This window comes from Poseidonocella sp. HB161398, assembly GCF_005870025.1.
In the GTDB taxonomy this organism is placed as follows: Bacteria; Pseudomonadota; Alphaproteobacteria; order Rhodobacterales; family Rhodobacteraceae; genus Mangrovicoccus.
In genome coordinates, this window is record NZ_VATA01000003.1 from 273,793 (window position 1) to 292,684 (window position 18,892).

The window sequence follows — 18,892 nt, forward strand, 5'->3', positions numbered from 1 at the left end:
CCAAGGTTTGCTCTGGCATGCGCCACCAGAGCGGGTAATCTGGCGCCCGAACGGAAGGAGCGCAATGTCCGACGCCCGGAAATCCAAGTCCCCGATGCAGCGGCGCGGCCGTGGCTTCGCAAGCGCGGGCAGTCTTGTCCAGACCCGCATCTCGAAGGCGGGCGAGAGCCGTGGCTTTGCGATGACGCGGCTGCTGACGCATTGGACCGAGGTCGTGGGCGAGGACATGGCGCGGATGTGCGAGCCGGTGAAGGTCGGCTATGCCAGGAAGGGCGGGCTGGGCGCGACGCTGACCATCCTGGTCCGCGGTGCTGCCGGGCCGATCATCCAGGCCCAGTCCGAGGTGATCCGCGCCCGGGTGAATGCCTGTTACGGCTACAATGCCATCGCCCGCATCGCGCTGACCCAGACCGCCGGGCATGGCGGCTTTGCCGAGGCGCAGGCGGGCTTTGCCGCCGCGCCCCCGCCGCCGCCCGCGCCCACGCCGGAAATCGAAGCCCAGACCCGGGACGTGGCCGATCAGGCCCTGCGCGACGCGCTGGCCGGGCTCGGCGCCAGAATCAACGCAAGAAAACACAAGGTATGACCCAATGATCGCACGTCGCGAGCTTCTGACCTCCGCGCTCATGCTCGGCACGGCCACGATGCTGCCCTCATTCTCCTTCGCGCAGGATGCCGCGCCCGCGGGCGATGCGCCCGCCATCAAGGACATGGTCCTGGGCAGCGCCGACGCGCCGGTGAAAGTGATGGAATATGCCAGCTTCACCTGCCCGCATTGCGCCAATTTCCACCAGAACGTCTTCCACGAGCTGAAGGCCAACTACATCGACACCGGCAAGGTGCAGTTCACCTTCCGCGAGGTCTATTTCGACCGTTTCGGCCTCTGGGCCTCGATGGTGGCGCGCTGCGGCGGCGAGATGCGGTTCTTCGGCATTGCCGACCGGATGTTCGCGACCCAGAACGAATGGGCGCGCGCGGGCGAGCCGGCGCAGATCGCCGATGCGCTGCGCAAGATCGGCCTGACCGCCGGGCTGACCAAGGACGAGCTCGACGCCTGCCTGAACGACAACGACATGGCCCAGGCGCTGGTCGCCTGGTACGGCGAGAACGCCAAGGCCGACAATGTCACCGCGACCCCGTCCTTCTTCATCGACGGCGAGCCCTATTCCAACATGGGCTACGACAAGTTCGCCTCGATCCTGGACGAGAAGCTGGGAAGCTGATCCCGGGATCAGCGACAGCGGGGAAGGGGCCTTCGGGGCCCCTTTTTCATGCGCCCCGGTTTTGCATTAGCCTTGGCCTGCCGTCAGGCCGGCGAGGAAGCCGTCGAGCACCGACCAGTCGGGGCTGCCGAGCCGCACCGGCAGGGTCAGCACCTCGCGCCGCAGCGCCTGGGGCAGGCGGACGGCGTCCTTCTCGGTGGTGACAAGCTGCGCGCCGGTCGCCCGCGCCTCGGCCTGCAGCCGCTGCATCAGCGCCGGGCCGAGCGCCTGGTGATCCGACAGCGCCTCGGTCCGGCGCAGATCGGCGCCGAGTGCGCGCAGCGTGGCGAAGAACTTCTCCGGCCGCCCGATCCCGGCAAAGGCCAGCACCGGCACGCCGCGCCAGTCCATGCCGGTCTGCAGCGGCAGAAGCTCCGCCCGCTGCCGCGCCAGCCCCGCCGTGGCGGCGCCCCAGGCCGTGTCGAAGCGCGCCTGCGCCTCCGCATCGCCCAGGGTCAGCAGCAGGTCGGCCCGCGCCAGCCCCGCCGCCACCGGCTCGCGCAGCGGGCCCGCGGGCAGCACCCGGCCATTGCCGAAGCCATGCGCCGCATCCGCGACCACGATCGACAGGTCCTTGGCCAGGGCCGGGTTCTGGAAGCCGTCATCGAGCAGGATCACCCCGGCGCCCTCGGCCTCGGCCAGCGTCGCGCCCGCCGCACGGTCGCGGGCGATCACCACCGGTGCGAAATCGGCCAGCAGTAGCGGCTCGTCCCCGGTCTCGGCCGCGCTGTGGCGCCGCGGATCGACGCGCAGCGGGCCTTCTTCGCTGCCGCCATGGCCGCGGCTGACCACGAATGGCGCGCGCCCGGCCTCGGCAAGCTTCTGCAGGAGCATCATCACCGTCGGCGTCTTGCCGGTGCCCCCGGCATTGATATTGCCGACGCAGATCACCGGCACGGCAGGGCGGCAGAGCGGCGGCTGCGCCACCCGCCGCGCGGTTCCGGCGGCATAGAGCGCGCCCAGGGGCGCCAGCGCCCGTGCCTGCCAGCCGGGCCGCTCCGGCGGATTGTCCCAGAAGCGCGGCGCCTGCATCAGTGCGCCGGGCCGGGCAGATGCTCGAGGATCAGCGCCAGCGCCTTGTCGGTGACATCGGCGCCGGAGGAGCTGAGCTCCCAGGCGGCATAGGCCATCGGCGCGCTGCGCGAGGGCTGCAGCAGCTCGGCCACCGCCTCGCCCAGGCCCTGGGCATCGGCGATCCGCAGCGCCGCGGCCGCGGCGTCGAGCCGGGCGTAGATATCGGCGAAATTGTGGACATGCGGCCCGTGCAGGATCGCCGAGCCGAGCGCCGCGGGCTCGTAGGGATTGTGCCCGCCGACCCGCACCAGCGAGCCGCCGACGAAGCTGACCGGCGCCAGGCGGTACCACAGCCCCATCTCGCCCAGCGTGTCGGCGACATAGATTTCGCAATCCTCGTCCGGGCAGGGATATTCGCTGCGCAGCCGCACGGCGAAGCCCTGGGCGGCCAGCATGTCGCGGATCGCGCCGCCGCGCTCGGGATGGCGCGGCGCGAGGATCATCAGCAGCCGGTGCGTGCTCTTCTGCGCCAGGCGGTGGGCCTGGGCGGCGATCTCCTCCTCGCCCTCATGGGTGGAGGCGGCGCACCAGAGCGGGCGCCCCTTCAGCCGGTCGCCGAGCCGCGCCAGTTCCGACTCGTCGCAGGGCGGCGGCGGGGTGCCTTCCTTCAGCGTGCCGGTCACGGCCATCCGGTCGCGCGGCATGCCGAGGGCGCGCAGATGCCCGGCAGTGGCGTCGTCCTGCACCTGCACCGCCGAGAACAGCTCCAGGAGCGCCTTCGCCGACTTGCCGATCGAGTACCAGCGCCGCGCGCTGCGCTCGGACATGCGGGCGTTCAGCAGCAGCAGCGGCGTGCCGCGGGCGGCCGTCTCGGTGATCAGCGCGGGCCAGAATTCGCTTTCGGTCCAGATCGCCAGGTCGGGCTGCCAATGCGCCAGGAAGCGGCGGACGAAGGGCAGCACGTCGAGCGGCACGAACTGGTGGATGCTGCGCGGAGGCAGGCGCGCGGCGAGGATCTCGGCCGAGGTGACGGTGCCGGTGGTGACGAGGAAATTCAGCTGCGGGTCATGCATCCCCAGCCGCTTGACGACTTCGAGGATCGACAGGCTCTCGCCGACCGAGGCGGCGTGGAACCAGATCAGCGGGCCTTCGGGGCGGGGCTGCGAGGCGCGGCCCTCGCGTTCGCCGATCCGCGCGGGGTCTTCCTTGCCGCGGGCCAGCCGCTTCTGCAGCTGGCGGCGGCCCCAGCCCTCGGCATTGCGGGAAAACGCAAGATAGGCGGAGAGGGCAAGGGGCTTCATTCAGGCACGCGCAGGGGCTCAGCCGAGCTCTTCGGTCGGGGAGGCCGGGTTTTCCTGGTCGCGCAGGCGATGGATATGGGCAATGAAATACCGCATATGGGCGTTGTCGACAGTGCGCTGCGCGGCGTCCTTCCACGCGGAATGGGCGGAGTCGTAGTCGGGGAACATCCCGATGATGTCGATGGCGTCGACATCCTTGAACTCGGTCTTGGAAGGATCGACGAGCTCGCCGCCGAAGACAAGATGCAGTCGCTTGGCCATTTGGGGAACCTCCGTGGCACTGTCCGGTCGCCCGCGTTTTGGTGCAATCGCAGCAAAGGGTCAAGATCGGGTAAAGTCGCAAGGGAGAGGGCAGGTCCGGGCGCAGAAACTTAGCGGATCGGCGAAGTATTTCTTGATCCGGCACGGCGGCTGCGGTTAGTTAGCCACATGTCTAAGCATTCACCTGACCTGTCCCTGCTTTTCCACGCCCTGTCCGATCCGACGCGCCGGGCGATGCTGTCGCGCCTGGGCCGCGAGCCGCTGGCCGTTTCCGAGCTGGCCGGGCCGACCGGGCTGAAGCTGCCGACGGTGATGCGGCATCTTTCGGTGCTGGAGGAGGCGGGGCTGATCGCGAGCTCCAAGGACGGGCGGATCCGCACCTGCGCGCTGGTCCCGGACAGCCTCGACCCGGTGCGGTCCTGGCTCGACGAGCAGCGCGAGATCTGGGAGGCCCGGCTCGACCGGCTGGAGGCCTTCGTCGCCAAGTCAATCACGGAGGGGGACTCATGACCCGGCTGGAAGACAACGCAACCGACCGCACCATGGTGCTGGAGCGGGTGATCCGGGCGCCGCGCGCGGCCGTCTGGGGCGCCTGGGTGAACGAGGAGACGCTGCCGCTGTGGTGGGGGCCGGAGGGCTTCTCCTGCCGGACGCAGCGGATCGACCTGCGGACCGGCGGGGAATGGCTCTTCGACATGATCGGCCCGGACGGCAAGGTCTATCCGAACCACCATCTCTATACCGAGATCCGCCCCGAGGCGCACATCGCCTACACGCTGCTCTGGGGCGAGAACGGGCCGAAGCATGCCGATGCCCGGGCGACCTTCGAGGATCTGGGCGGGGCGACGCGGGTCACGCTGTCGATGGTCTTCGTGACGGCCGAGGAATGCCGCACCGCGAAGGGCTTCGGCGCCGAAGAGCTGGGCCAGCAGACGCTGGGCAAGCTCGAGGCGATGGTGGCCGGGGGCTGAGGCCCCTCAGCCCGGGCGGCGGTGGTTCATCAGCGCGCGGTGCACGGCCGGGGAGGCGCAGACCAGCCCCGGATTGTGGCGGTCGAGCGTGTTGAACCACAGGGGCTGGCCGAAGCCGTCGGTCACCGTCGCCCCGGCCTCGGCGGCGATCAGCGTGCCGGCGGCGATGTCCCAGTCCCAGGTGTCGCGGAAGGTCGCCATAGAGTCGAACCGCCCCTCGGCCACCAGCGCCATGCGGTAGGCCAGAGAGGAGCGGAACTCCCGCCGGATCTTCGGCACGCCCCCGGCCCAGTGCACCGGCTCCATCGTCAGCCGGTTGGCCAGGATGTCGGCGGTGTCCAGCGTCGCGGTATCCGTCGCCGAGATCCGCAGCCGCCCGTTCAGCCAGGCGCCGCCGCCGGTATGCGCGGTATAGGTCAGCTTGCGCGCGGGCAGGTGGATCACCGCGGCGATCGGCACGCCGTTCTCCACCACCGCCAGCGACAGCGCCCAGGTGCGGTCGCCATGGGCGAAGCTGCGCGTGCCGTCGATCGGGTCGATCACGAAGACCCGCTCGGTCGAGAGCCGGTGCGGATTGTCCTGGGTCTCTTCCGAGAGCCAGCCGTAATGCGGCCGCGCGTCGAGCAGCAACTTCAGCAGATGCGCGTCGACCGCCAGATCCGCCTCGGTCACCAGCCCCTGGCCCTCGGGCTTCTCCCATTTCTCGGCGCCCTTGTCGAAGAAGCGCAACGCGATCTCGCCCGCGCTCCTGGCCGCGTCGAGGAGAAGCTTCAGGTCATTGGCCGGCAATGGACATCCCTTCGATCAGGAGCGACGGGATCACCCGGCTGAGATGCGGCCGCGCGTCATTGGCGGGGATGATCCTCAGGAGCATGTCCTTGAGATTGCCCGCGATGGTGCATTCGTTGACCGCATAGACGGGCTGGCCGTTCTCGATCCAAAGCCCCGCCGCGCCGCGCGAGTAGTCGCCGGTGGTGGGGTTGATGGTAGCGCCGATCATCGAGGTGACCAGAAGCCCGGTTCCCATCTGCGCCATCAGCTCCTCCTTCGAGGCCGGGCCCTGGGTCATCGCCATGTTGCCATTGGCGGGCGCGGGCGGGGCGGAGGTGCCGCGCACGGCGCTGGCGGTCGAGGCCATGCCGAGCTTCCTCGCGGTGGCGAGGTCCAGCGTCCAGCCGGTCAGCACGCCGTCCCGGACAATGTCGCGGTCGCGCGTCGGCAGGCCCTCGCCGTCGAAGGGGCGGGAGCCGATGATGCGCGGGCGGTGCGGCGTCTCGGTCAGGGTGATCCCCGCGGGCAGGACCGGCTTCTCCAGCAGGTCGCGCGCCCAGGAGGCGCCGCGGGCGATAGCGCTGCCGTTGACGGCGCCGAGGAGGTGGGCGATCAGGCTGCCCGCGACGCGCTCGTCATAGAGCACCGGGAAGGTGCCCGACGGCGGACGGCGGGCGCCGGCGCGCGCCAGCGTGCGCTCGGCGGCCAGGCGGCCGATCTCGGCGGCGCTTTCCAGGTCGCTGCCATGGGTGCGCTGCGAGCCGTAGTAGTCGCGCTCCATCCCCGTGCCGGTGCCGGTGATGGCGATGCAGTAGAGCCCGTGATCGGTGCGCGCATAGCCGGCCGACAGGCCGTTCGTCGCGGCAAGATGCAGCGCGCGGCGGCTGTAGCCGGCGCTCGCGCTTTCCACCTGGCTGATCCCGGGCGTGTCGAGTGCCACCGCCTCGGCCTCGCGCGCCGCGGCTTCCAGCGCGGCGGGGTCGGGCTCGGGCGCGGGATCGCACAGATCCAGCTCCAGCTTCTCCCAGTCGCGGGCCAGCTCGGACGGGTCGGCCAGGCCGATCCAGGGATCCTCGGGCGCCTCGCGGGCCATGGCGACGGCGCGCTCGGCCATCAGGGCGAAGGTCTCGGGCCGGGTGTCGGAGGCCGAGACGCAGGCCTGGCGCTTGCCGATCAGCACGCGCAGGCCGAGATCGACGGATTCCGAGCGCTCGACCTCTTCGAGCTTGCGCGCCTGCAGCCCGATCGAGACCGAGGCGCCGCGGGTGACCAGCGCATCGGCGCTTTCCGCTCCGGCCGCGCGGGCCGAGTCGAGCAGGCGCGCGGCCAGGTCGGACAGGGTGTCGGTCATGGATCGGATCTCCTTCTTCGGCCGGGGGCCGCATTTCCCTGCGCTTGATAGGCAATCTGCCGGGGCTTCGCCAGTCCCGTGGCCCTCCGGGACGGCGCGGAACGCCGGATTGCCGTGCATCTGTCTGAATTATGGTCACGCCTGCCGGGACGGGGCGGGAAACCTTCTCCGGCCGGCGGCGTTCTTCCCGGGACCGCAGCAAAAGGACGGAGGAAGACCATGACCCATCATGTCATCATCCAGGAGATCGCGCCCCTGACCGGAAATGTCTACCGGCTGCGCGTCGACAGGCCCTCGAATTACGACTTCGTGCCGGGCCAGGCCACGGATGTGGCGCTCGACCGCGAAGGCTGGGCGGAAGAGACCCGGCCCTTCACCTTCACCTGCCAGCCCGAGGACCCGTTCCTGGAATTCACCATCAAGAGCTATCCCGACCACGAGGGCGTCACCGCGCAGATTCCGACGCTGGCCGTCGGCGAGGCGCTGCTGATCGGCGATCCCTGGGGGGCGATCCGCGACGAGGGGCCGGGGGTGATCGTCGCGGGCGGGGCGGGGCTGACCCCCTTCATCCCGATCCTGCGCCGCCGCCTGCGCGCGGGCACGGCCGGGGAGATGACGCTGATCCAGGCCGACCGCAGCTGGAACGACCTGATCCTGCGCGACGAGTGGCACCGGGCGCGCGACCTGCGCACGGTCTTCGTGCTGGAAGAAGAGGACCGCAAGGGCTGCGAACCGGGCCGGGTGACGCGCAAGCTCCTGCAGAAGCACGGGGTGACGAGCCGCTCGCGGGTCTATCTCTGCGGCCCGCCCGCGATGGAGGAGGCCGTCAGCCAGGCGCTGGAGGAGATCGGACTGGGCGAGGCGCAGCTGGTGCAGGAAGAGGCCTGACGCCGCCCGGGCGGCGCGGCCCTGGGGCTTTCAGGGGTGTCCTTGCTGCGCTGGCAGTTCTGCCTGGCTGTTGCCGCCCGCGGCAGCGGCCCCTGGCGCCAGGCGCGGCTCAGGCGCTCAGCAGCGCCCGTGCCGCTTCGCGCGCGGCCTCGGTAATGCGGTCGCCCGAGATCATCCGGGCGATCTCGTCCACCCGGTCCTCGGGGGCCAGCGGCGTCACGGTCGAGAGCGTGGCGTCGTTCTCGACCCGCTTTTCCACCCGCCAGTGATGGCTGCCGAGCGCCGCGACCTGCGGGGAATGGGTGACGACCAGCACCTGGGCATGGCCCGCCGCCAGCGCGGCCAGCCTGCGCCCGACCGCATCCGCCGTGGCGCCGCCGACGCCGCGGTCGATCTCGTCGAAGATCAGCGTCAGCCCGTGGCTGTCCGTGGTCAGGCAGACCTTTAGCGCCAGCAGGAACCGCGAGAGCTCGCCGCCCGAGGCGATCTTCTCCAGCGGTCCGGAGGGCGCGCCGGGATTGGTGGCGACGCGGAAGGCGACGCTGTCCTGGCCCTCGGGGCCGGCGGGCCCTTCGGCAATCTCGGTGGCGAAGACCGCGCGCTCCATCTTCAGGGGCGCGAGCTCGGCCATCACCGCCGCATCGAAGCGCGCCGCCGCCGCGCGGCGGGACGCGCTGAGCTTGTCCGCCAGCGCGCGATAGGCGTCCCCGGCCTCGGCTTCGGCCTTCGACAGCGCCGCCAGCGAGCCCGCGCCGCCGTCGATCGCCTCGATCCGCGCCTGGAAATCCGCGGCCAGCCCCGGCAGGTCGTCCGGCACGACCGCATGCTTGCGCGCCAGCGCGCGCAGCGCGAAGAGCCGCTCCTCGGTGGCCTCGAGCTCCAGCGGGTCGAAGGTCAGCGCATCGAGGCAGGCCTCCACCCCGGCCTGGGCCTCGGCCAGCTCCGCCATCGCGCGGTCGAGCGCGGCCAGGGGCGCATCGGCCAGCCCTTCGAGCGCGGGGCCCGCGCCTTCGAGCCAGCGCGCCGCCTGGGCCATCGCGCCCTCGGCGCCGTTCTCGCCGCCCATCGCGTTCTGCGCGCCGCGCACGTCGCCGAGCATCCGCTCGGCCGATTGCATCAGGCGGCGGCGGGCATCGAGTTCGGGCTCCTCGCCGGGCTGCGGATCGAGATCCAGCAGCTCCTCGGCGGCATGGCGCAGGAAATCCTCTTCGGCCCGGGCGCGTTCCAGCGACTCTGCCGCGCGTTCGCGGGCGCGCCGCGCCTCGCGCCAGCCCGCCCAGGCGACGGCCAGGTCCTCTAGCAGCGCGTCATGCTGCCCGTAGGTGTCGAGCAGCGCCCGGTGGCCGCGGGTGTCCAGCAGCCCGCGGTCGTCATGCTGGCCATGCAGCTCGACCAGCACGGCCGAGAGCTGGCGCAGCACTTCGCCGGTGACGCGGCGGTCATTGACCCAGGCGGTCTTGCGCCCCTCGGTCGTGTTCACCCGGCGCAGGAGCAGCTCGTCGCTGACAGGGATCCCGGCCTCGGCCAGCACCGCGCGGGCAGGGTGGTCGGGCTCCAGCTCGAAAAGCGCGGTGACCTCGCCCTGGGCGGCGCCCTGGCGGACCAGATCCGCCCGGCCGCGCCAGCCCAGCACGAAGCCGAGACTGTCGAGCAGGATCGACTTGCCCGCGCCGGTTTCGCCGGTCAGCACGTTGAGACCGGGCCGGAATTCCAGATCCAGCCGGTCGATTATCAGGATGTCGCGGATTTCAAGACCACGCAGCAACCGCAGACTACCTCACCCAAAGGCCCGTTTCAGAGCCATTCGCCGCGGATCGACTGGCGGTAGATCTGCACCAGCCAGCTGCCACCGGCGGGCTCCAGCGGAAGGCCCTCGCCGGTCAGCAGCGTGAAGGCGTCGTCGTACCACTCGGACCCCTGGTAGTTATAGCCCAGGATCGCGCCCGCCGTCTGCGCCTCTTCGCGCAGGCCGAGCGACAGATAGGCCTCGACCAGGCGGTAGAGCGCTTCGGGCGTCTGGCTGGTGGTCTGGAAGTCCTCGACCACGGTGCGGAATCGGTTGGCCGCGGCGGTATAGTGCCCCTTCTTGAGGTAGTAGCGGCCGATCTCCATTTCCTTGCCGGCCAGGTGGTCGAAGGCGAGATCGAATTTCAGGATCGCCGAGCGGGCGTATTCGCTGTCGGGATAGCGCTCGATCACCAGCCGCAGCGCCTGCAGCGCCTGGAACGTGACGCCCTGGTCGCGGCCGACCTCGTCGATCTGGTCGTAGTAGCTCAGCGCCAGCAGGTACTGCGCATAGGCGGCGTCCTTGTCGGCGGGGTAGAAGTCGATGTAGCGCTGCGCGGCGGCGCGGCTTTCCTCGTACTTGCGGTCCACATGCAGCGCGTAGGCCTGCATGATCAGGGCCCGCTTCGCCCATTCCGAATAGGGATAGAGCCGCTCGACCTCGCCGAAGTAGTTCGCGGCTTCCTCGGCATTGTCCTCGGTCAGCTCGTACTCGGCGCGGTCGTAGATCTCCTTGGCCGAGAACTGCTCGTAGTCGGGCTGCGGCTGCTCGCAGGCGGAAAGGAGAACAAGGGCGGCCAGTGAGACCGCAATACCAGATTTCCCGCCTGCCGACATCATGCCCGTACCTTACTCCGCTCGACCTGTGCCCGGACCGTTTCTACGATCCGGTTCGGCACCCCGATAGCACAGAGATTTTCCGGGCAAAACGCCTTAGCGGCGTTTTTGATGCGGCGCAGGGCGCGGCCAAGAGCCCGGCCCCGCTCAGGCGCAGAGCGCCAGGTCCCGCACGGACACGCCGACGCCGGGCAGGCGGGCCGCCAGATCGAGGTCGCTGGCGATGTAGCGCCAGGCGGTCGGATCGGCGAAAACCTGCCGCAGCAGTTCGTTGGTCAGCGCATGGCCGGCCTTGTGGCCGGTGTAGCGGCCGAGGATCGGGCCGCCGGCCATCGCCAGGTCGCCGAGCGCATCGAGCATCTTGTGGCGCACCGGCTCGTCGGAATGGCGAAGCCCGCCTGGGGAAACAACGCGGTCGCCGTCGACGACCACGGCGTTCTCCAGCGTGCCGCCAAGCGCCAGGCCCGCGGCATGCATCGCCTCTACATCGGACTGCCGGCAGAAGGTGCGGCTGTCGCAGAGTTCGCGGATGAAGGCGCCATTGGCGAGATCCAGCGCACGCGACTGGCTGCCGATCGCGGCATCCGGGAAGGAGATCTGGAAGCTCAGCTCGACGGCGGAGGAGGGCTCCAGCCGCGCCACGGCATCGCCGCGGCGGACTTCGACCGGCTTGAGGATCTCGATCACTTTCGCGGGAGCGGCCAGCGCCTCGACCCCGGCATTGAGGATGCCGCGGACGAAGGGAGCGGCCGAGCCGTCGAGGATCGGGACTTCGGGACCGTCGAGCGCGATCACGGCATTGTGGATGCCGAGGCCCGCCAGCGCGGCCATCACGTGCTCCACGGTGGAGACGGAATCGCCGGATTCGCCGATCAGCCGGGTGCAGAGCGGGGTCTGTTCGACCATGTCCCAGCGCGCCGGGATCAGCTCGCCGGTGGCGGCGGCGTCGGTGCGGCGGAACCAGATGCCGTGATTGGCGGCAGCGGGAGAGATCGACATGCGGACGGGCCGGCCCGAATGGAGCCCCTGGCCAATGAACACGGCCTTGCCTTTCAGAGTCCTTTGCATGTCGTTTCCTTTCGCTAACTTGTCCGCCTGTCGCAGGATCGAGAGCCTGCCGTCAGGGTCCAGCCACTTCCGGGCCGGTTTCCTGAGATGGTAGCTAGCGAGCGGCCTGCCCGCACTCAATTCAAAGATTGCAACCGACTGAAACAGAGGGGGTTTCCGGGTCGGCGGGTTTCCGCGCACCCCTCTTTGTTTGGTCGCTAACATGTTATTTCGAATTGAGATTATCGGGTCGCTCCAGGCCGTTCTCCCGGCGCAAAAAGCGATCAGCGAGGGGTCGGAAAAAGTCCCGGAAACATGGTTTCGAGAGGGTTGCGCAGGGTCAAGCGGGGTGGTGCGGTCCCATCGCGGCGGCCTTCGGTGCGGCCCCGGGCGGGCGTCCATGGCCGAAAAACCGGGCGCAGGCGCGGCTGCCCGGTGCGTCGATCCAGCTTGATCCCAGCGCCACCGGCTCGGCCCCGGCGCCGAGCTTGAACCGCGCCAGGCCGGGGGTGCGGTGGGTGTCGAGCAGCCCCAGCTCTGCCCAGCGGCAGCCGCGCCGCGCCAGCCATCCCGCCGCCTCCCACAGCAGGAGCGCATGCGCGCCGGTGGCGCGTCCGGCGCTGCCGGACCAGCCCAGATGGTAGGTGGCGGTGCAGCCATGGACGAGGAAGAGCATGCCGGCCACCGGCACGCCGCCCAGCGAGGCGGCGAAGACCCGCGCGGCGCGGGGGCCGTTCTCCAGCCGCCAGGCCTGCAGGAAGCCCGCGGGCAGGTGGCGGTAGCGGCGGCGGCGCGCCTGCTCGGCCTCGCGCCGCAGCAGCCAGTGGCCGGGATCGGCGGGCAGGGGGCCCTGGCTCAGCTCCAGCCCGGCCTCCTGCGCACGGCGCAGGCGGTTGCGCCATTTGCCGTGCATCCGCGCCATCCGCTCCGCCGGGCTGCCGTCGAGGCGCAGCCGCGCCTGGGTGCCGCCGGTCATCAGCGGCAGCAGCCCGGCAGAGGCGGCCGGATCGGCGCCCCCGAGGCAGTCGGGCGAGAGCACTGCTGCGCGGCAGTCCCGCCGCAGCCACGCCGCCAGTCCCGCGAGCGCGGCGGCGGCCTCCTCCGGGCAGGGCGGCTCGGCCCAGACCGGCCCGCGCGGCACCAGCGCCACCCGCCCGATGAGCGGCCAGCGCCGGAAGAGCACCTGCGCGGTCGCGCGCGGCCGGGACGCCGGGCCGAGCCCCAGCCAGGCGGTCCCGGCCCCCGCCAGGGCGCAGGCGCGGCCATAGGCGGGGTGCTGCTGCATCGGCGCCGCGGCCAGCCCGGGAAGTGAGGGAAGCTCTGTCCAGTCCATGGCCCACGTTAAGGGCATGGAAACCTAACGGCGGGTTAATGCCGCCATGCGCCGCAACCCCGCTCCTGTCCTGGGCGTCGACGCCCCGCCGCCCCGGCCGACTTTCGCCGGGGCGTTCTGGCTTGCCTCGGCGCTGTCAATTCCCGTCGGCGTGATCCTCATCACGATCGAAGGAGCGGTGCGAATGTTGTTCTAGGCGCACCGGCCGGTGGTTGCTAACGTCCGGGCAAGACGCCAGCCCTACAGGAGTTCCAGTCTTATGATCCGCATTCTGGTTGCAAGCGCCGCCCTTTCCGCCCTGTCCTTCGCCGTCCAGGCCGCCGAGCCCACCGATCCGCATGTGATCGAGCGGACCCAGGCGATGAAGACCATCGGCAAGAACACCAAGATCCTGGGCGACATGGCCAAGGGCGCGGTCGCCTTCGATGCCGCCGCCGCGCAGGAAGCCGCCGCGACCATCGCCGCCACGGCGACCGAAGTGCCGTCGCTCTTCGAGACCGAGGCCGACGATCCGGCCTCGGAGGCGCTGCCGGTGATCTGGACGCAGTATGACGACTTCACCACCAAGGCGGCGGATCTGGAGATGGCCGCCTCCGCCGCGGCGGAGAGCATCCAGGCCCAGGCCGATCTCGGCCCGGCGCTCGGCCAGATCGGCGCGGCCTGCAAGGCCTGCCACAGCACCTATCGCGAGTGATCTTTCCCGCAAGGGGATGGAGAAAGAGGGCTCGCGGGCCCTCTTTGCATGTCAGCCGGCCAGCGTGACCAGCGCGTGGCGCTTCTTGCCGGCCGACAGCTTGACCGGCGAGGCCAGCGCGGCGGCGTCGAGCATCAGCCCGGCATCGGTCAGCGGCTCGTCATTGATCCGCGCGCCGTTGTCGGTGATCAGCCGCTTGGCCTCCTTGCCGGTTTTCGCCAGCCCGGTGCGCACGATCAGCTGCACGACCGAGATGCCCTCGGCGACGTCCTCGGCCGAGAGCTCCAGCGTCGGCAGGTCGTCGCCCACGCCGCCCTTCTCGAAGACCTCGCGCGCGGTGGCCTCGGCCGCCGCCGCCGCCTCGGCGCCGTGCAGGAGCGTCGTCACCTCGCGGGCGAGGATGATCTTGCCCTCGTTGATCTCCGAGCCCGCCAGCGCGCCCAGGCGGTCGCATTCGTCGACCGGCAGCTCGGTATAGAGCTTGAGGAAGCGGCCGACATCGGCATCGGTGGTGTTGCGCCAGAACTGCCAGAACTCGTAGGGGCTCAGCATCTCGCCGTTCAGCCAGACCGCGCCGCCCTGGGACTTGCCCATCTTGCGCCCGTCCGAGGTGGTCAGCAGCGGCGAGGTCAGCCCGTAGATCTCGCGGTCGAGCACGCGCCGGGTCAGGTCGATGCCGTTGACGATGTTGCCCCACTGGTCCGAGCCGCCCATCTGCAGGACGCAGCCATAGCGGCGGTTCAGCTCGAGGAAGTCGTAGGCCTGCAGGATCATGTAGTTGAATTCGAGGAAGCTCAGGCTCTGCTCGCGGTCGAGGCGCGACTTCACGGATTCGAAGCTGAGCATCCGGTTCACCGAGAAATGGCGGCCGATGTCGCGCAGGAAATCCAGGTAGTTAAGGCTGTCGAGCCACTCGGCATTGTTGCGCATCAGCGCCTTGTTGCCGCCCGAGGCGACCGGGGTCCCGGCCTTGTCGTTGTAGTCGAGGTAGCGCGCGAAGACCTTCTGCATGCCGCGGATATTGGCCTCGATCTGCTCCGGGCCCAAGAGCGGGCGCTCGTCGGAGCGGAAGGAGGGATCGCCCACCTTGGTGGTGCCGCCGCCCATCAGCGTCACGGGCCGGTGCCCGGTCTTCTGCAGCCAGCGCAGCATCATGATGTTCAGCAGATGGCCGACATGCAGGGAGGCCGCAGTGGCGTCATAGCCGATATAGGCGGTCACCACTCCGGAGGTCAGCGCGTCGTCGAGCCCCTGCAGATCGGTGCAGTCTGCCATGTAGCCGCGCGACTGCATGACATTGAGAAACTCGGATCTAGGAGTATAGGTCATCAGTGTCGCCCTTTTTCGGATGGGCGGGGGTATAGGGGGTTCGATGGAAGAGGAAAAGGCCTCTGGCGCGCTCACGGCGCTAGGCACGATGTCGGGCACGTCGCTCGACGGGGTCGACGCGGCGGTGCTGGTCACCGACGGGGTGAAGATATACGGCTTCGGGCCGACCGGCTACCGCGCCTATGGCGCGAACGAGGCGGCAGTGCTGCGGGGCGCGCTCGGGCACTGGCCGGGCGAAGAGGGGGTCGAGGCGGCGGCCGAGCTGGTGACGGCGGCGCATGCCGACCTGCTGAAGACCTTCGGCGAGGTCGACCTGATCGGCTTCCACGGCCAGACCTTCGCGCATGAGCCGAAGGGGCGGGGCACGTTCCAGGCCGGGGACGGGCAGGCGATCGCCGATGCGACCGGTCGGCCGGTGGTCTGGGACTTCCGCTCGGCCGATGTGGCCGCGGGCGGAGAGGGCGCGCCGCTGGCGCCGGTCTACCACTGGGCGTTGGCGCGCTGGATCAAGGCGGAGGCGCCGGTCGCCTTCCTCAATCTCGGCGGGGTGGGCAACCTGACCTGGGTCGACCCGGCCGCGCCCGATCCCTTCGCGCCCGGCGGGCTTCTGGCCTTCGATACCGGCCCGGCGAATGCGCCGGTCAACGACCTGGTCGCCCGCCGCCTCGGCTGGAGCCAGGATGCCGACGGCGCGCTGGCAGCTTCGGGGCGGGTCCACCCGAATACCGTGGTCGACATGCTCTCGCACCGCTATTTCCAGCGCACTCCGCCGAAGAGCCTCGACCGCGACGCCTTCCCCGACCTGGCCGAGCGGGTGATGGGCATGACCGATGCCGATGCCGCCGCGACGCTGGTCCGGATCGCGGCCGAGGCGGTGGCGGCGGGGCTGGCCTGGTGCCCCTCGGTGCCGGAGCGGATTCTCGTGACCGGCGGCGGGCGCCACAACAAGGCGATGATGGCCGCGCTGGCCGAGGTGCTGCCCTGCGCGGTCGTGCCGGTGGAGGCGGTCGGGCTGGATGGCGACATGCTCGAGGCGCAGGCCTTTGCCTATCTGGCGGTGCGCGCGCTGCATGGTTTGCCGCTCTCGGGACCGGGCACGACCGGCGCGCCGGAACCGGTCCCGGGCGGCCGGATCTCCTGGCCGGAGGGCAGCTGGAAATGACGTCAGGGCAGCGGTCGCGATTTTTTCGCGAAAGCGTCATGACCCTGCTTGACGGGGCCGGCGCACATCCTTAGAGAGCCCGGACACACAGTGGGCCGTTAGCTCAGTTGGTAGAGCAACTGACTTTTAATCAGTGGGTCACAGGTTCGAATCCTGTACGGCTCACCACTGAACATCAGTTTTCCTTTCCTTTAAGGGACTTGGTGTCGATATTGGCGAACCAATCAGGAAGGTTCGCCAGATTTTGTTCTCCATTCGGACGTGCGAGCAGCTTCTCGAAAGCTGAATCAGCCAATCCTTCGCGTTCTGCCGCAGCCGTGTATTGCTGCACAAGCGCCAGCGTCTTGTGGCCCGTCACCGACGCGATCTGGTTCGTGGTTGCTCCTGCCTCCGCGAGTCGCCGCGCACAGGCCTTCCGCAGGCCGTGAGACGAGCAGGCGGGCAAATCCGCCTCCCTGGTCCAGCGCTGCATGAGATTGCCCAGTCCGGCCGCTGTACGCGCCGTACCGCGCCTCGTGGAGATGTAGGGCCGGTCGGTCGGCAGCTTGGCCAGGACTGCTGCAAGGTCCGGATGCACGGGAATCGAGATCAGACGCCCGTTGGTCTTCTTCGTTTTCTGGCGACGGTACTGAAACCGCCCATCCTTTATGTTCCAGGGGCCAAGCTGCACCGCATCCACGCGGGCCGCACCGGTGTAGGCCATCAGCGTCATCACCCTGTGCGCCTCAGTGCCCTCAGGATGCGTCTGGATGAATTTTGCGATCTCTGCCTCGGTCCAGGTGTGGAAGCCCTCTGTGGCGACCTTGTAGGGCTTCGTGGCGCGTGCCGGGTTGTCGGTCCGCCATTCCAGCGTGATCGCGTAGTCCAGGAGCTGGATCAGCCTCTTGCGCAGGTTGTTGGCCGCTGCAGGCGTGTCCGCCTTGGCAGCCAGAAGGTCCTGCACATGACGGAGCTGCATCAGGTGCACGGGCTTGTCGCCATGCTGCTGGCGAAAGCTCTCGACCACACCGCGGTAAACGCGCTGCGTCGATGCCTCGAGCGCCAGGAAGTCCTGCGACCGGTACCATTTTGAGACGAGCAGCCCGACACTGCCGGGTTTCGCGCGACCGGCGCCGACGCCTCCGCGCGTCCGGTGTCCCTCCAGCGCAGCTTCGTACCGCCGGATGAAATCCTCTGAGCCATAATCCGATCCGAGCTCGGCCGAGAAGCTACCCTTGCGAAAGCGCCAGCGGCGCTTGCCGTGCCGGTCGAAATAAGAGGTCGCGCCGGGATACTGGCGGCTGCGCTTCAGGCCTGATCCCACGGGTTTTCCTCCTCCTGCGCCTTCGGCGTGGCCGTGTAGATGACGACGGTGCCGTCGCGGCTGATCTCCGAGCGCCCGATGGGGATCCCGGCATCCCGATACGCTTTCAGGTATCGGGTCAGCTCGGATTGCGTGATGCGTGCCTTCTCTGCCGCCATCTTCGCCTCCTCAGGCTCTCTGGTCAGCCTGGGGCCGCCCCGGCATAAGCAGTGCCTCGATCTGCTCCGGAGACAGGAGCATCAGGTTGCCAAGCTGGTAGTAGTTGCCGGTCTCACGCGCCCTCGTGCGGATGAGGCGCGGCGACACCCGCACCCCGTGTTCGAGAAACTGCTTCGCCCAGTTCTCCGGGGTTTTCCCTTCCATCAAGAGTTCCGACATCGGTGCCTCCGGTTTCATACGCTGTCGGGCCGATGCTACCAGTCAAATGCACGGCTTCACAGGCTTTCTTTTTTCGGGCACAATTGCCGGAACGATTGTTCCTATTCTGCGAGGCCGTGACAATGGCGTTCAAATTCACCCCGGTCGACCCGGACGAGTATGCCCGTGGTTTCGAGGAAGAGGAGGAAGCCCGAAGCCAGGAAGAGGCCCTGGCGGCCGCACTCGCGGTGGAGCCTCACGCCAACCTCGAACGGTTCAGGAAGAAGCGCGGCTTCACCAAGACCGAGATGGCGGAGATGATGGATATCACGCCACGGAGCTACTACGCCTATGAAAGCGGGAAGCGATCGATCCCGACCGAGGCGCTGGTTCGCCTCAACATGTACACCGGGGTTGATCTGAACGAGATCCTGACTGGCCGCCCGTCAAGCGAGGGGTACGAGCGGGTCGTGTCCACGACGATCTGGATGCTTCGCGTTCTCCTGACCGACTACAAGGGGATACCCCTTTCGAGGCAGGAAAAGATCATCAATGAAGCGATCGGCTATGCGCAGGAGCGCGGACTCACGATCGACAAGCGCCTGGTCGATGAGGTGGTCGCAAGCGAGATGGTGTACAAGTTCCATCCGGAGAACATCCCCGCGCCGCCTGACCCAGAAGCCTATGAGGATAGTCAGTTCGAACAGTATGAGCGGGACGAGGCGGCTTGGCAGAAGCACGTCGATGAGGGACTGGAGGGGCGTAGGTGGCCTCTGTGAGTTGCGCATTTTTGCGCTAAGTACATGTCGCGTCGGGATCCAATGATAAGCCGGCTAGACCATCAATCTCTGAAGCTTTCTTGGGCCTCTAGACCTCGACACTATGCCGGAATGAAGTGAGACCTTGATCCATAGTTGCTTTGCGACAGCCTAGAAGGACCAACATGACACCCGAACAAGAGCGTCTTTGGACGGACATGCACATGAAGCACCTCGAGATGCTTCAGGGCGTGATAACCAGGATGGCAGGTAACAGTGCCAGCCTAAAGAACTACTGCATGACAATTTCTGCTGCGATCATTGGGCTAGCAGCCGCAATTAGCAGGCCCGAAATTCTATACTTCACCACGCCACGGCCTTGTTGCACAAATCGGGGGCTGAGCGCGGTTCCCCTTTCCCCGGACGGACTTATCCTACGGCCACAGTGACGGGTATGCCGAGCGCGGT

Annotated in this window: 21 protein-coding genes and 1 tRNA gene; 9 read left to right on the forward strand and 13 right to left on the reverse strand. The window is 68.9% G+C overall.

Annotated features, from left to right (window positions below; genetic code table 11):
* The first annotated feature begins 64 nt into the window (after positions 1-64).
* Both FGX59_RS04375 and FGX59_RS04380 read left to right on the forward strand, forming a co-directional pair.
* A complete protein-coding gene (locus tag FGX59_RS04375) occupies positions 65-586 on the forward strand; it encodes a DUF721 domain-containing protein (RefSeq protein ID WP_138465289.1) in 522 nt (173 codons plus the stop codon).
* A gap of 4 nt (positions 587-590) precedes the next feature.
* Positions 591-1,223: a DsbA family protein gene (locus tag FGX59_RS04380; RefSeq protein ID WP_171060506.1), complete on the forward strand. Its 633-nt coding sequence runs from the start codon at positions 591-593 to the stop codon at positions 1,221-1,223.
* Positions 1,224-1,289: 66 nt separating this feature from the next.
* Here FGX59_RS04380 and lpxK read toward each other — a convergent pair whose 3' ends face one another.
* The 3 genes from lpxK to FGX59_RS04395 are packed head-to-tail and all read right to left on the reverse strand — an operon-like array spanning position 1,290 to position 3,838.
* Positions 1,290-2,294 carry a tetraacyldisaccharide 4'-kinase gene (gene lpxK / locus FGX59_RS04385; RefSeq protein WP_138465290.1) on the reverse strand — a complete coding sequence of 335 codons (1,005 nt, stop codon included), beginning with the start codon at positions 2,292-2,294 and terminating at the stop codon, positions 1,290-1,292.
* The gene (locus FGX59_RS04390; RefSeq protein WP_138465291.1) at positions 2,294-3,577 is read right to left on the reverse strand and encodes a 3-deoxy-D-manno-octulosonic acid transferase; all 1,284 of its coding nucleotides are present in this window, start codon (positions 3,575-3,577) and stop codon (positions 2,294-2,296) included. The genes lpxK and FGX59_RS04390 overlap by 1 nt, the downstream gene beginning before the upstream one ends.
* 18 nt (positions 3,578-3,595) lie before the next feature.
* A complete protein-coding gene (locus FGX59_RS04395; RefSeq protein ID WP_138465292.1) occupies positions 3,596-3,838 on the reverse strand; it encodes a DUF4170 domain-containing protein in 243 nt (80 codons plus the stop codon).
* Between the two features lie 168 nt (positions 3,839-4,006).
* On the opposite strand from FGX59_RS04395, the gene FGX59_RS04400 reads away from it, so the two are divergent.
* On the forward strand, positions 4,007-4,348 hold the full coding sequence (locus FGX59_RS04400) for a helix-turn-helix transcriptional regulator (RefSeq protein WP_138465293.1): 342 nt from the start codon (positions 4,007-4,009) through the stop codon (positions 4,346-4,348).
* Positions 4,345-4,809 carry an SRPBCC family protein gene (locus FGX59_RS04405; protein WP_138465294.1) on the forward strand — a complete coding sequence of 155 codons (465 nt, stop codon included), beginning with the start codon at positions 4,345-4,347 and terminating at the stop codon, positions 4,807-4,809. Before FGX59_RS04400 ends, FGX59_RS04405 begins: the two co-directional genes overlap by 4 nt.
* A gap of 6 nt (positions 4,810-4,815) precedes the next feature.
* Here the strand turns inward: FGX59_RS04405 and FGX59_RS04410 are convergent, their stop codons facing one another.
* Positions 4,816-5,598 carry a 3'(2'),5'-bisphosphate nucleotidase CysQ gene (locus FGX59_RS04410; RefSeq protein ID WP_138465295.1) on the reverse strand — a complete coding sequence of 261 codons (783 nt, stop codon included), beginning with the start codon at positions 5,596-5,598 and terminating at the stop codon, positions 4,816-4,818.
* Positions 5,585-6,931: a TldD/PmbA family protein gene (locus tag FGX59_RS04415; RefSeq protein WP_138465296.1), complete on the reverse strand. Its 1,347-nt coding sequence runs from the start codon at positions 6,929-6,931 to the stop codon at positions 5,585-5,587. The genes FGX59_RS04410 and FGX59_RS04415 overlap by 14 nt, the downstream gene beginning before the upstream one ends.
* A 219-nt stretch (positions 6,932-7,150) precedes the next feature.
* Here FGX59_RS04415 and FGX59_RS04420 point away from each other — a divergent pair, with 219 nt between their 5' ends.
* Positions 7,151-7,819: a flavodoxin reductase gene (locus FGX59_RS04420; protein ID WP_138465297.1), complete on the forward strand. Its 669-nt coding sequence runs from the start codon at positions 7,151-7,153 to the stop codon at positions 7,817-7,819.
* 109 nt (positions 7,820-7,928) lie between these two features.
* On the opposite strand, the gene recN is transcribed toward FGX59_RS04420, so the two are convergent.
* From recN to FGX59_RS04440, 4 genes are all read right to left on the reverse strand, one after another.
* Positions 7,929-9,584, reverse strand: a complete 1,656-nt coding sequence (gene recN / locus FGX59_RS04425; RefSeq protein ID WP_138465298.1) for a DNA repair protein RecN — start codon at positions 9,582-9,584, stop codon at positions 7,929-7,931.
* A gap of 29 nt (positions 9,585-9,613) precedes the next feature.
* Positions 9,614-10,441 (reverse strand): outer membrane protein assembly factor BamD, encoded by an 828-nt coding sequence (locus tag FGX59_RS04430; RefSeq protein WP_138465329.1) that lies wholly within the window; start codon positions 10,439-10,441, stop codon positions 9,614-9,616.
* A 147-nt stretch (positions 10,442-10,588) separates the two neighbouring features.
* On the reverse strand, positions 10,589-11,509 hold the full coding sequence (lpxC, locus tag FGX59_RS04435) for a UDP-3-O-acyl-N-acetylglucosamine deacetylase (RefSeq protein ID WP_138465299.1): 921 nt from the start codon (positions 11,507-11,509) through the stop codon (positions 10,589-10,591).
* A gap of 319 nt (positions 11,510-11,828) precedes the next feature.
* A complete protein-coding gene (locus tag FGX59_RS04440; protein ID WP_138465300.1) occupies positions 11,829-12,821 on the reverse strand; it encodes a GNAT family N-acetyltransferase in 993 nt (330 codons plus the stop codon).
* Between the two features lie 259 nt (positions 12,822-13,080).
* Between FGX59_RS04440 and FGX59_RS04445 the strand changes: the two genes are divergently transcribed.
* Positions 13,081-13,515, forward strand: a complete 435-nt coding sequence (locus tag FGX59_RS04445; RefSeq protein WP_138465301.1) for a cytochrome c — start codon at positions 13,081-13,083, stop codon at positions 13,513-13,515.
* Between the two features lie 51 nt (positions 13,516-13,566).
* On the opposite strand, the gene tyrS is transcribed toward FGX59_RS04445, so the two are convergent.
* Complete coding sequence (gene tyrS / locus FGX59_RS04450; protein WP_138465302.1) at positions 13,567-14,844, reverse strand: tyrosine--tRNA ligase; 1,278 nt, start codon at positions 14,842-14,844, stop codon at positions 13,567-13,569.
* Positions 14,845-14,887: 43 nt separating this feature from the next.
* Here tyrS and FGX59_RS04455 point away from each other — a divergent pair, with 43 nt between their 5' ends.
* Positions 14,888-16,006, forward strand: a complete 1,119-nt coding sequence (locus FGX59_RS04455) for an anhydro-N-acetylmuramic acid kinase (RefSeq protein ID WP_138465303.1) — start codon at positions 14,888-14,890, stop codon at positions 16,004-16,006.
* Positions 16,007-16,098: 92 nt separating this feature from the next.
* Positions 16,099-16,174, forward strand: a tRNA-Lys gene (locus FGX59_RS04460).
* 7 nt (positions 16,175-16,181) lie between these two features.
* Here FGX59_RS04460 and FGX59_RS04465 read toward each other — a convergent pair.
* Genes FGX59_RS04465 through FGX59_RS04470 form a run of 3 tightly spaced genes read right to left on the reverse strand, consistent with a single transcriptional unit; the run spans position 16,182 to position 17,687 of the window.
* Complete coding sequence (locus tag FGX59_RS04465; protein WP_138465304.1) at positions 16,182-17,309, reverse strand: tyrosine-type recombinase/integrase; 1,128 nt, start codon at positions 17,307-17,309, stop codon at positions 16,182-16,184.
* Positions 17,294-17,467: a hypothetical protein gene (locus FGX59_RS37460; RefSeq protein WP_158218086.1), complete on the reverse strand. Its 174-nt coding sequence runs from the start codon at positions 17,465-17,467 to the stop codon at positions 17,294-17,296. The genes FGX59_RS04465 and FGX59_RS37460 overlap by 16 nt, the downstream gene beginning before the upstream one ends.
* A gap of 10 nt (positions 17,468-17,477) precedes the next feature.
* A complete protein-coding gene (locus FGX59_RS04470) occupies positions 17,478-17,687 on the reverse strand; it encodes a hypothetical protein (protein WP_138465305.1) in 210 nt (69 codons plus the stop codon).
* Between the two features lie 122 nt (positions 17,688-17,809).
* On the opposite strand from FGX59_RS04470, the gene FGX59_RS04475 reads away from it, so the two are divergent.
* Positions 17,810-18,445, forward strand: a complete 636-nt coding sequence (locus tag FGX59_RS04475) for a helix-turn-helix domain-containing protein (RefSeq protein ID WP_171060508.1) — start codon at positions 17,810-17,812, stop codon at positions 18,443-18,445.
* The last annotated feature ends 447 nt before the right edge of the window (positions 18,446-18,892 follow it).

Bases quoted from the DNA above. Each gene is read 5' to 3' on its own strand.
- FGX59_RS04375 (WP_138465289.1), top strand. From the start codon at position 65: ATGTCCGACGCCCGGAAATCCAAGTCCCCGATGCAGCGGCGCGGCCGT.
- FGX59_RS04380 (WP_171060506.1), top strand. From the start codon at position 591: ATGATCGCACGTCGCGAGCTTCTGACCTCCGCGCTCATGCTCGGCACG.
- lpxK (WP_138465290.1), bottom strand. From the start codon at position 2,294: ATGCAGGCGCCGCGCTTCTGGGACAATCCGCCGGAGCGGCCCGGCTGG.
- FGX59_RS04390 (WP_138465291.1), bottom strand. From the start codon at position 3,577: ATGAAGCCCCTTGCCCTCTCCGCCTATCTTGCGTTTTCCCGCAATGCC.
- FGX59_RS04395 (WP_138465292.1), bottom strand. From the start codon at position 3,838: ATGGCCAAGCGACTGCATCTTGTCTTCGGCGGCGAGCTCGTCGATCCT.
- FGX59_RS04400 (WP_138465293.1), top strand. From the start codon at position 4,007: ATGTCTAAGCATTCACCTGACCTGTCCCTGCTTTTCCACGCCCTGTCC.
- FGX59_RS04405 (WP_138465294.1), top strand. From the start codon at position 4,345: ATGACCCGGCTGGAAGACAACGCAACCGACCGCACCATGGTGCTGGAG.
- FGX59_RS04415 (WP_138465296.1), bottom strand. From the start codon at position 6,931: ATGACCGACACCCTGTCCGACCTGGCCGCGCGCCTGCTCGACTCGGCC.
- FGX59_RS04420 (WP_138465297.1), top strand. From the start codon at position 7,151: ATGACCCATCATGTCATCATCCAGGAGATCGCGCCCCTGACCGGAAAT.
- FGX59_RS04430 (WP_138465329.1), bottom strand. From the start codon at position 10,441: ATGTCGGCAGGCGGGAAATCTGGTATTGCGGTCTCACTGGCCGCCCTT.
- lpxC (WP_138465299.1), bottom strand. From the start codon at position 11,509: ATGCAAAGGACTCTGAAAGGCAAGGCCGTGTTCATTGGCCAGGGGCTC.
- FGX59_RS04440 (WP_138465300.1), bottom strand. From the start codon at position 12,821: ATGGACTGGACAGAGCTTCCCTCACTTCCCGGGCTGGCCGCGGCGCCG.
- FGX59_RS04445 (WP_138465301.1), top strand. From the start codon at position 13,081: ATGATCCGCATTCTGGTTGCAAGCGCCGCCCTTTCCGCCCTGTCCTTC.
- tyrS (WP_138465302.1), bottom strand. From the start codon at position 14,844: ATGACCTATACTCCTAGATCCGAGTTTCTCAATGTCATGCAGTCGCGC.
- FGX59_RS04455 (WP_138465303.1), top strand. From the start codon at position 14,888: ATGGAAGAGGAAAAGGCCTCTGGCGCGCTCACGGCGCTAGGCACGATG.
- FGX59_RS37460 (WP_158218086.1), bottom strand. From the start codon at position 17,467: ATGGCGGCAGAGAAGGCACGCATCACGCAATCCGAGCTGACCCGATAC.
- FGX59_RS04470 (WP_138465305.1), bottom strand. From the start codon at position 17,687: ATGTCGGAACTCTTGATGGAAGGGAAAACCCCGGAGAACTGGGCGAAG.
- FGX59_RS04475 (WP_171060508.1), top strand. From the start codon at position 17,810: ATGGCGTTCAAATTCACCCCGGTCGACCCGGACGAGTATGCCCGTGGT.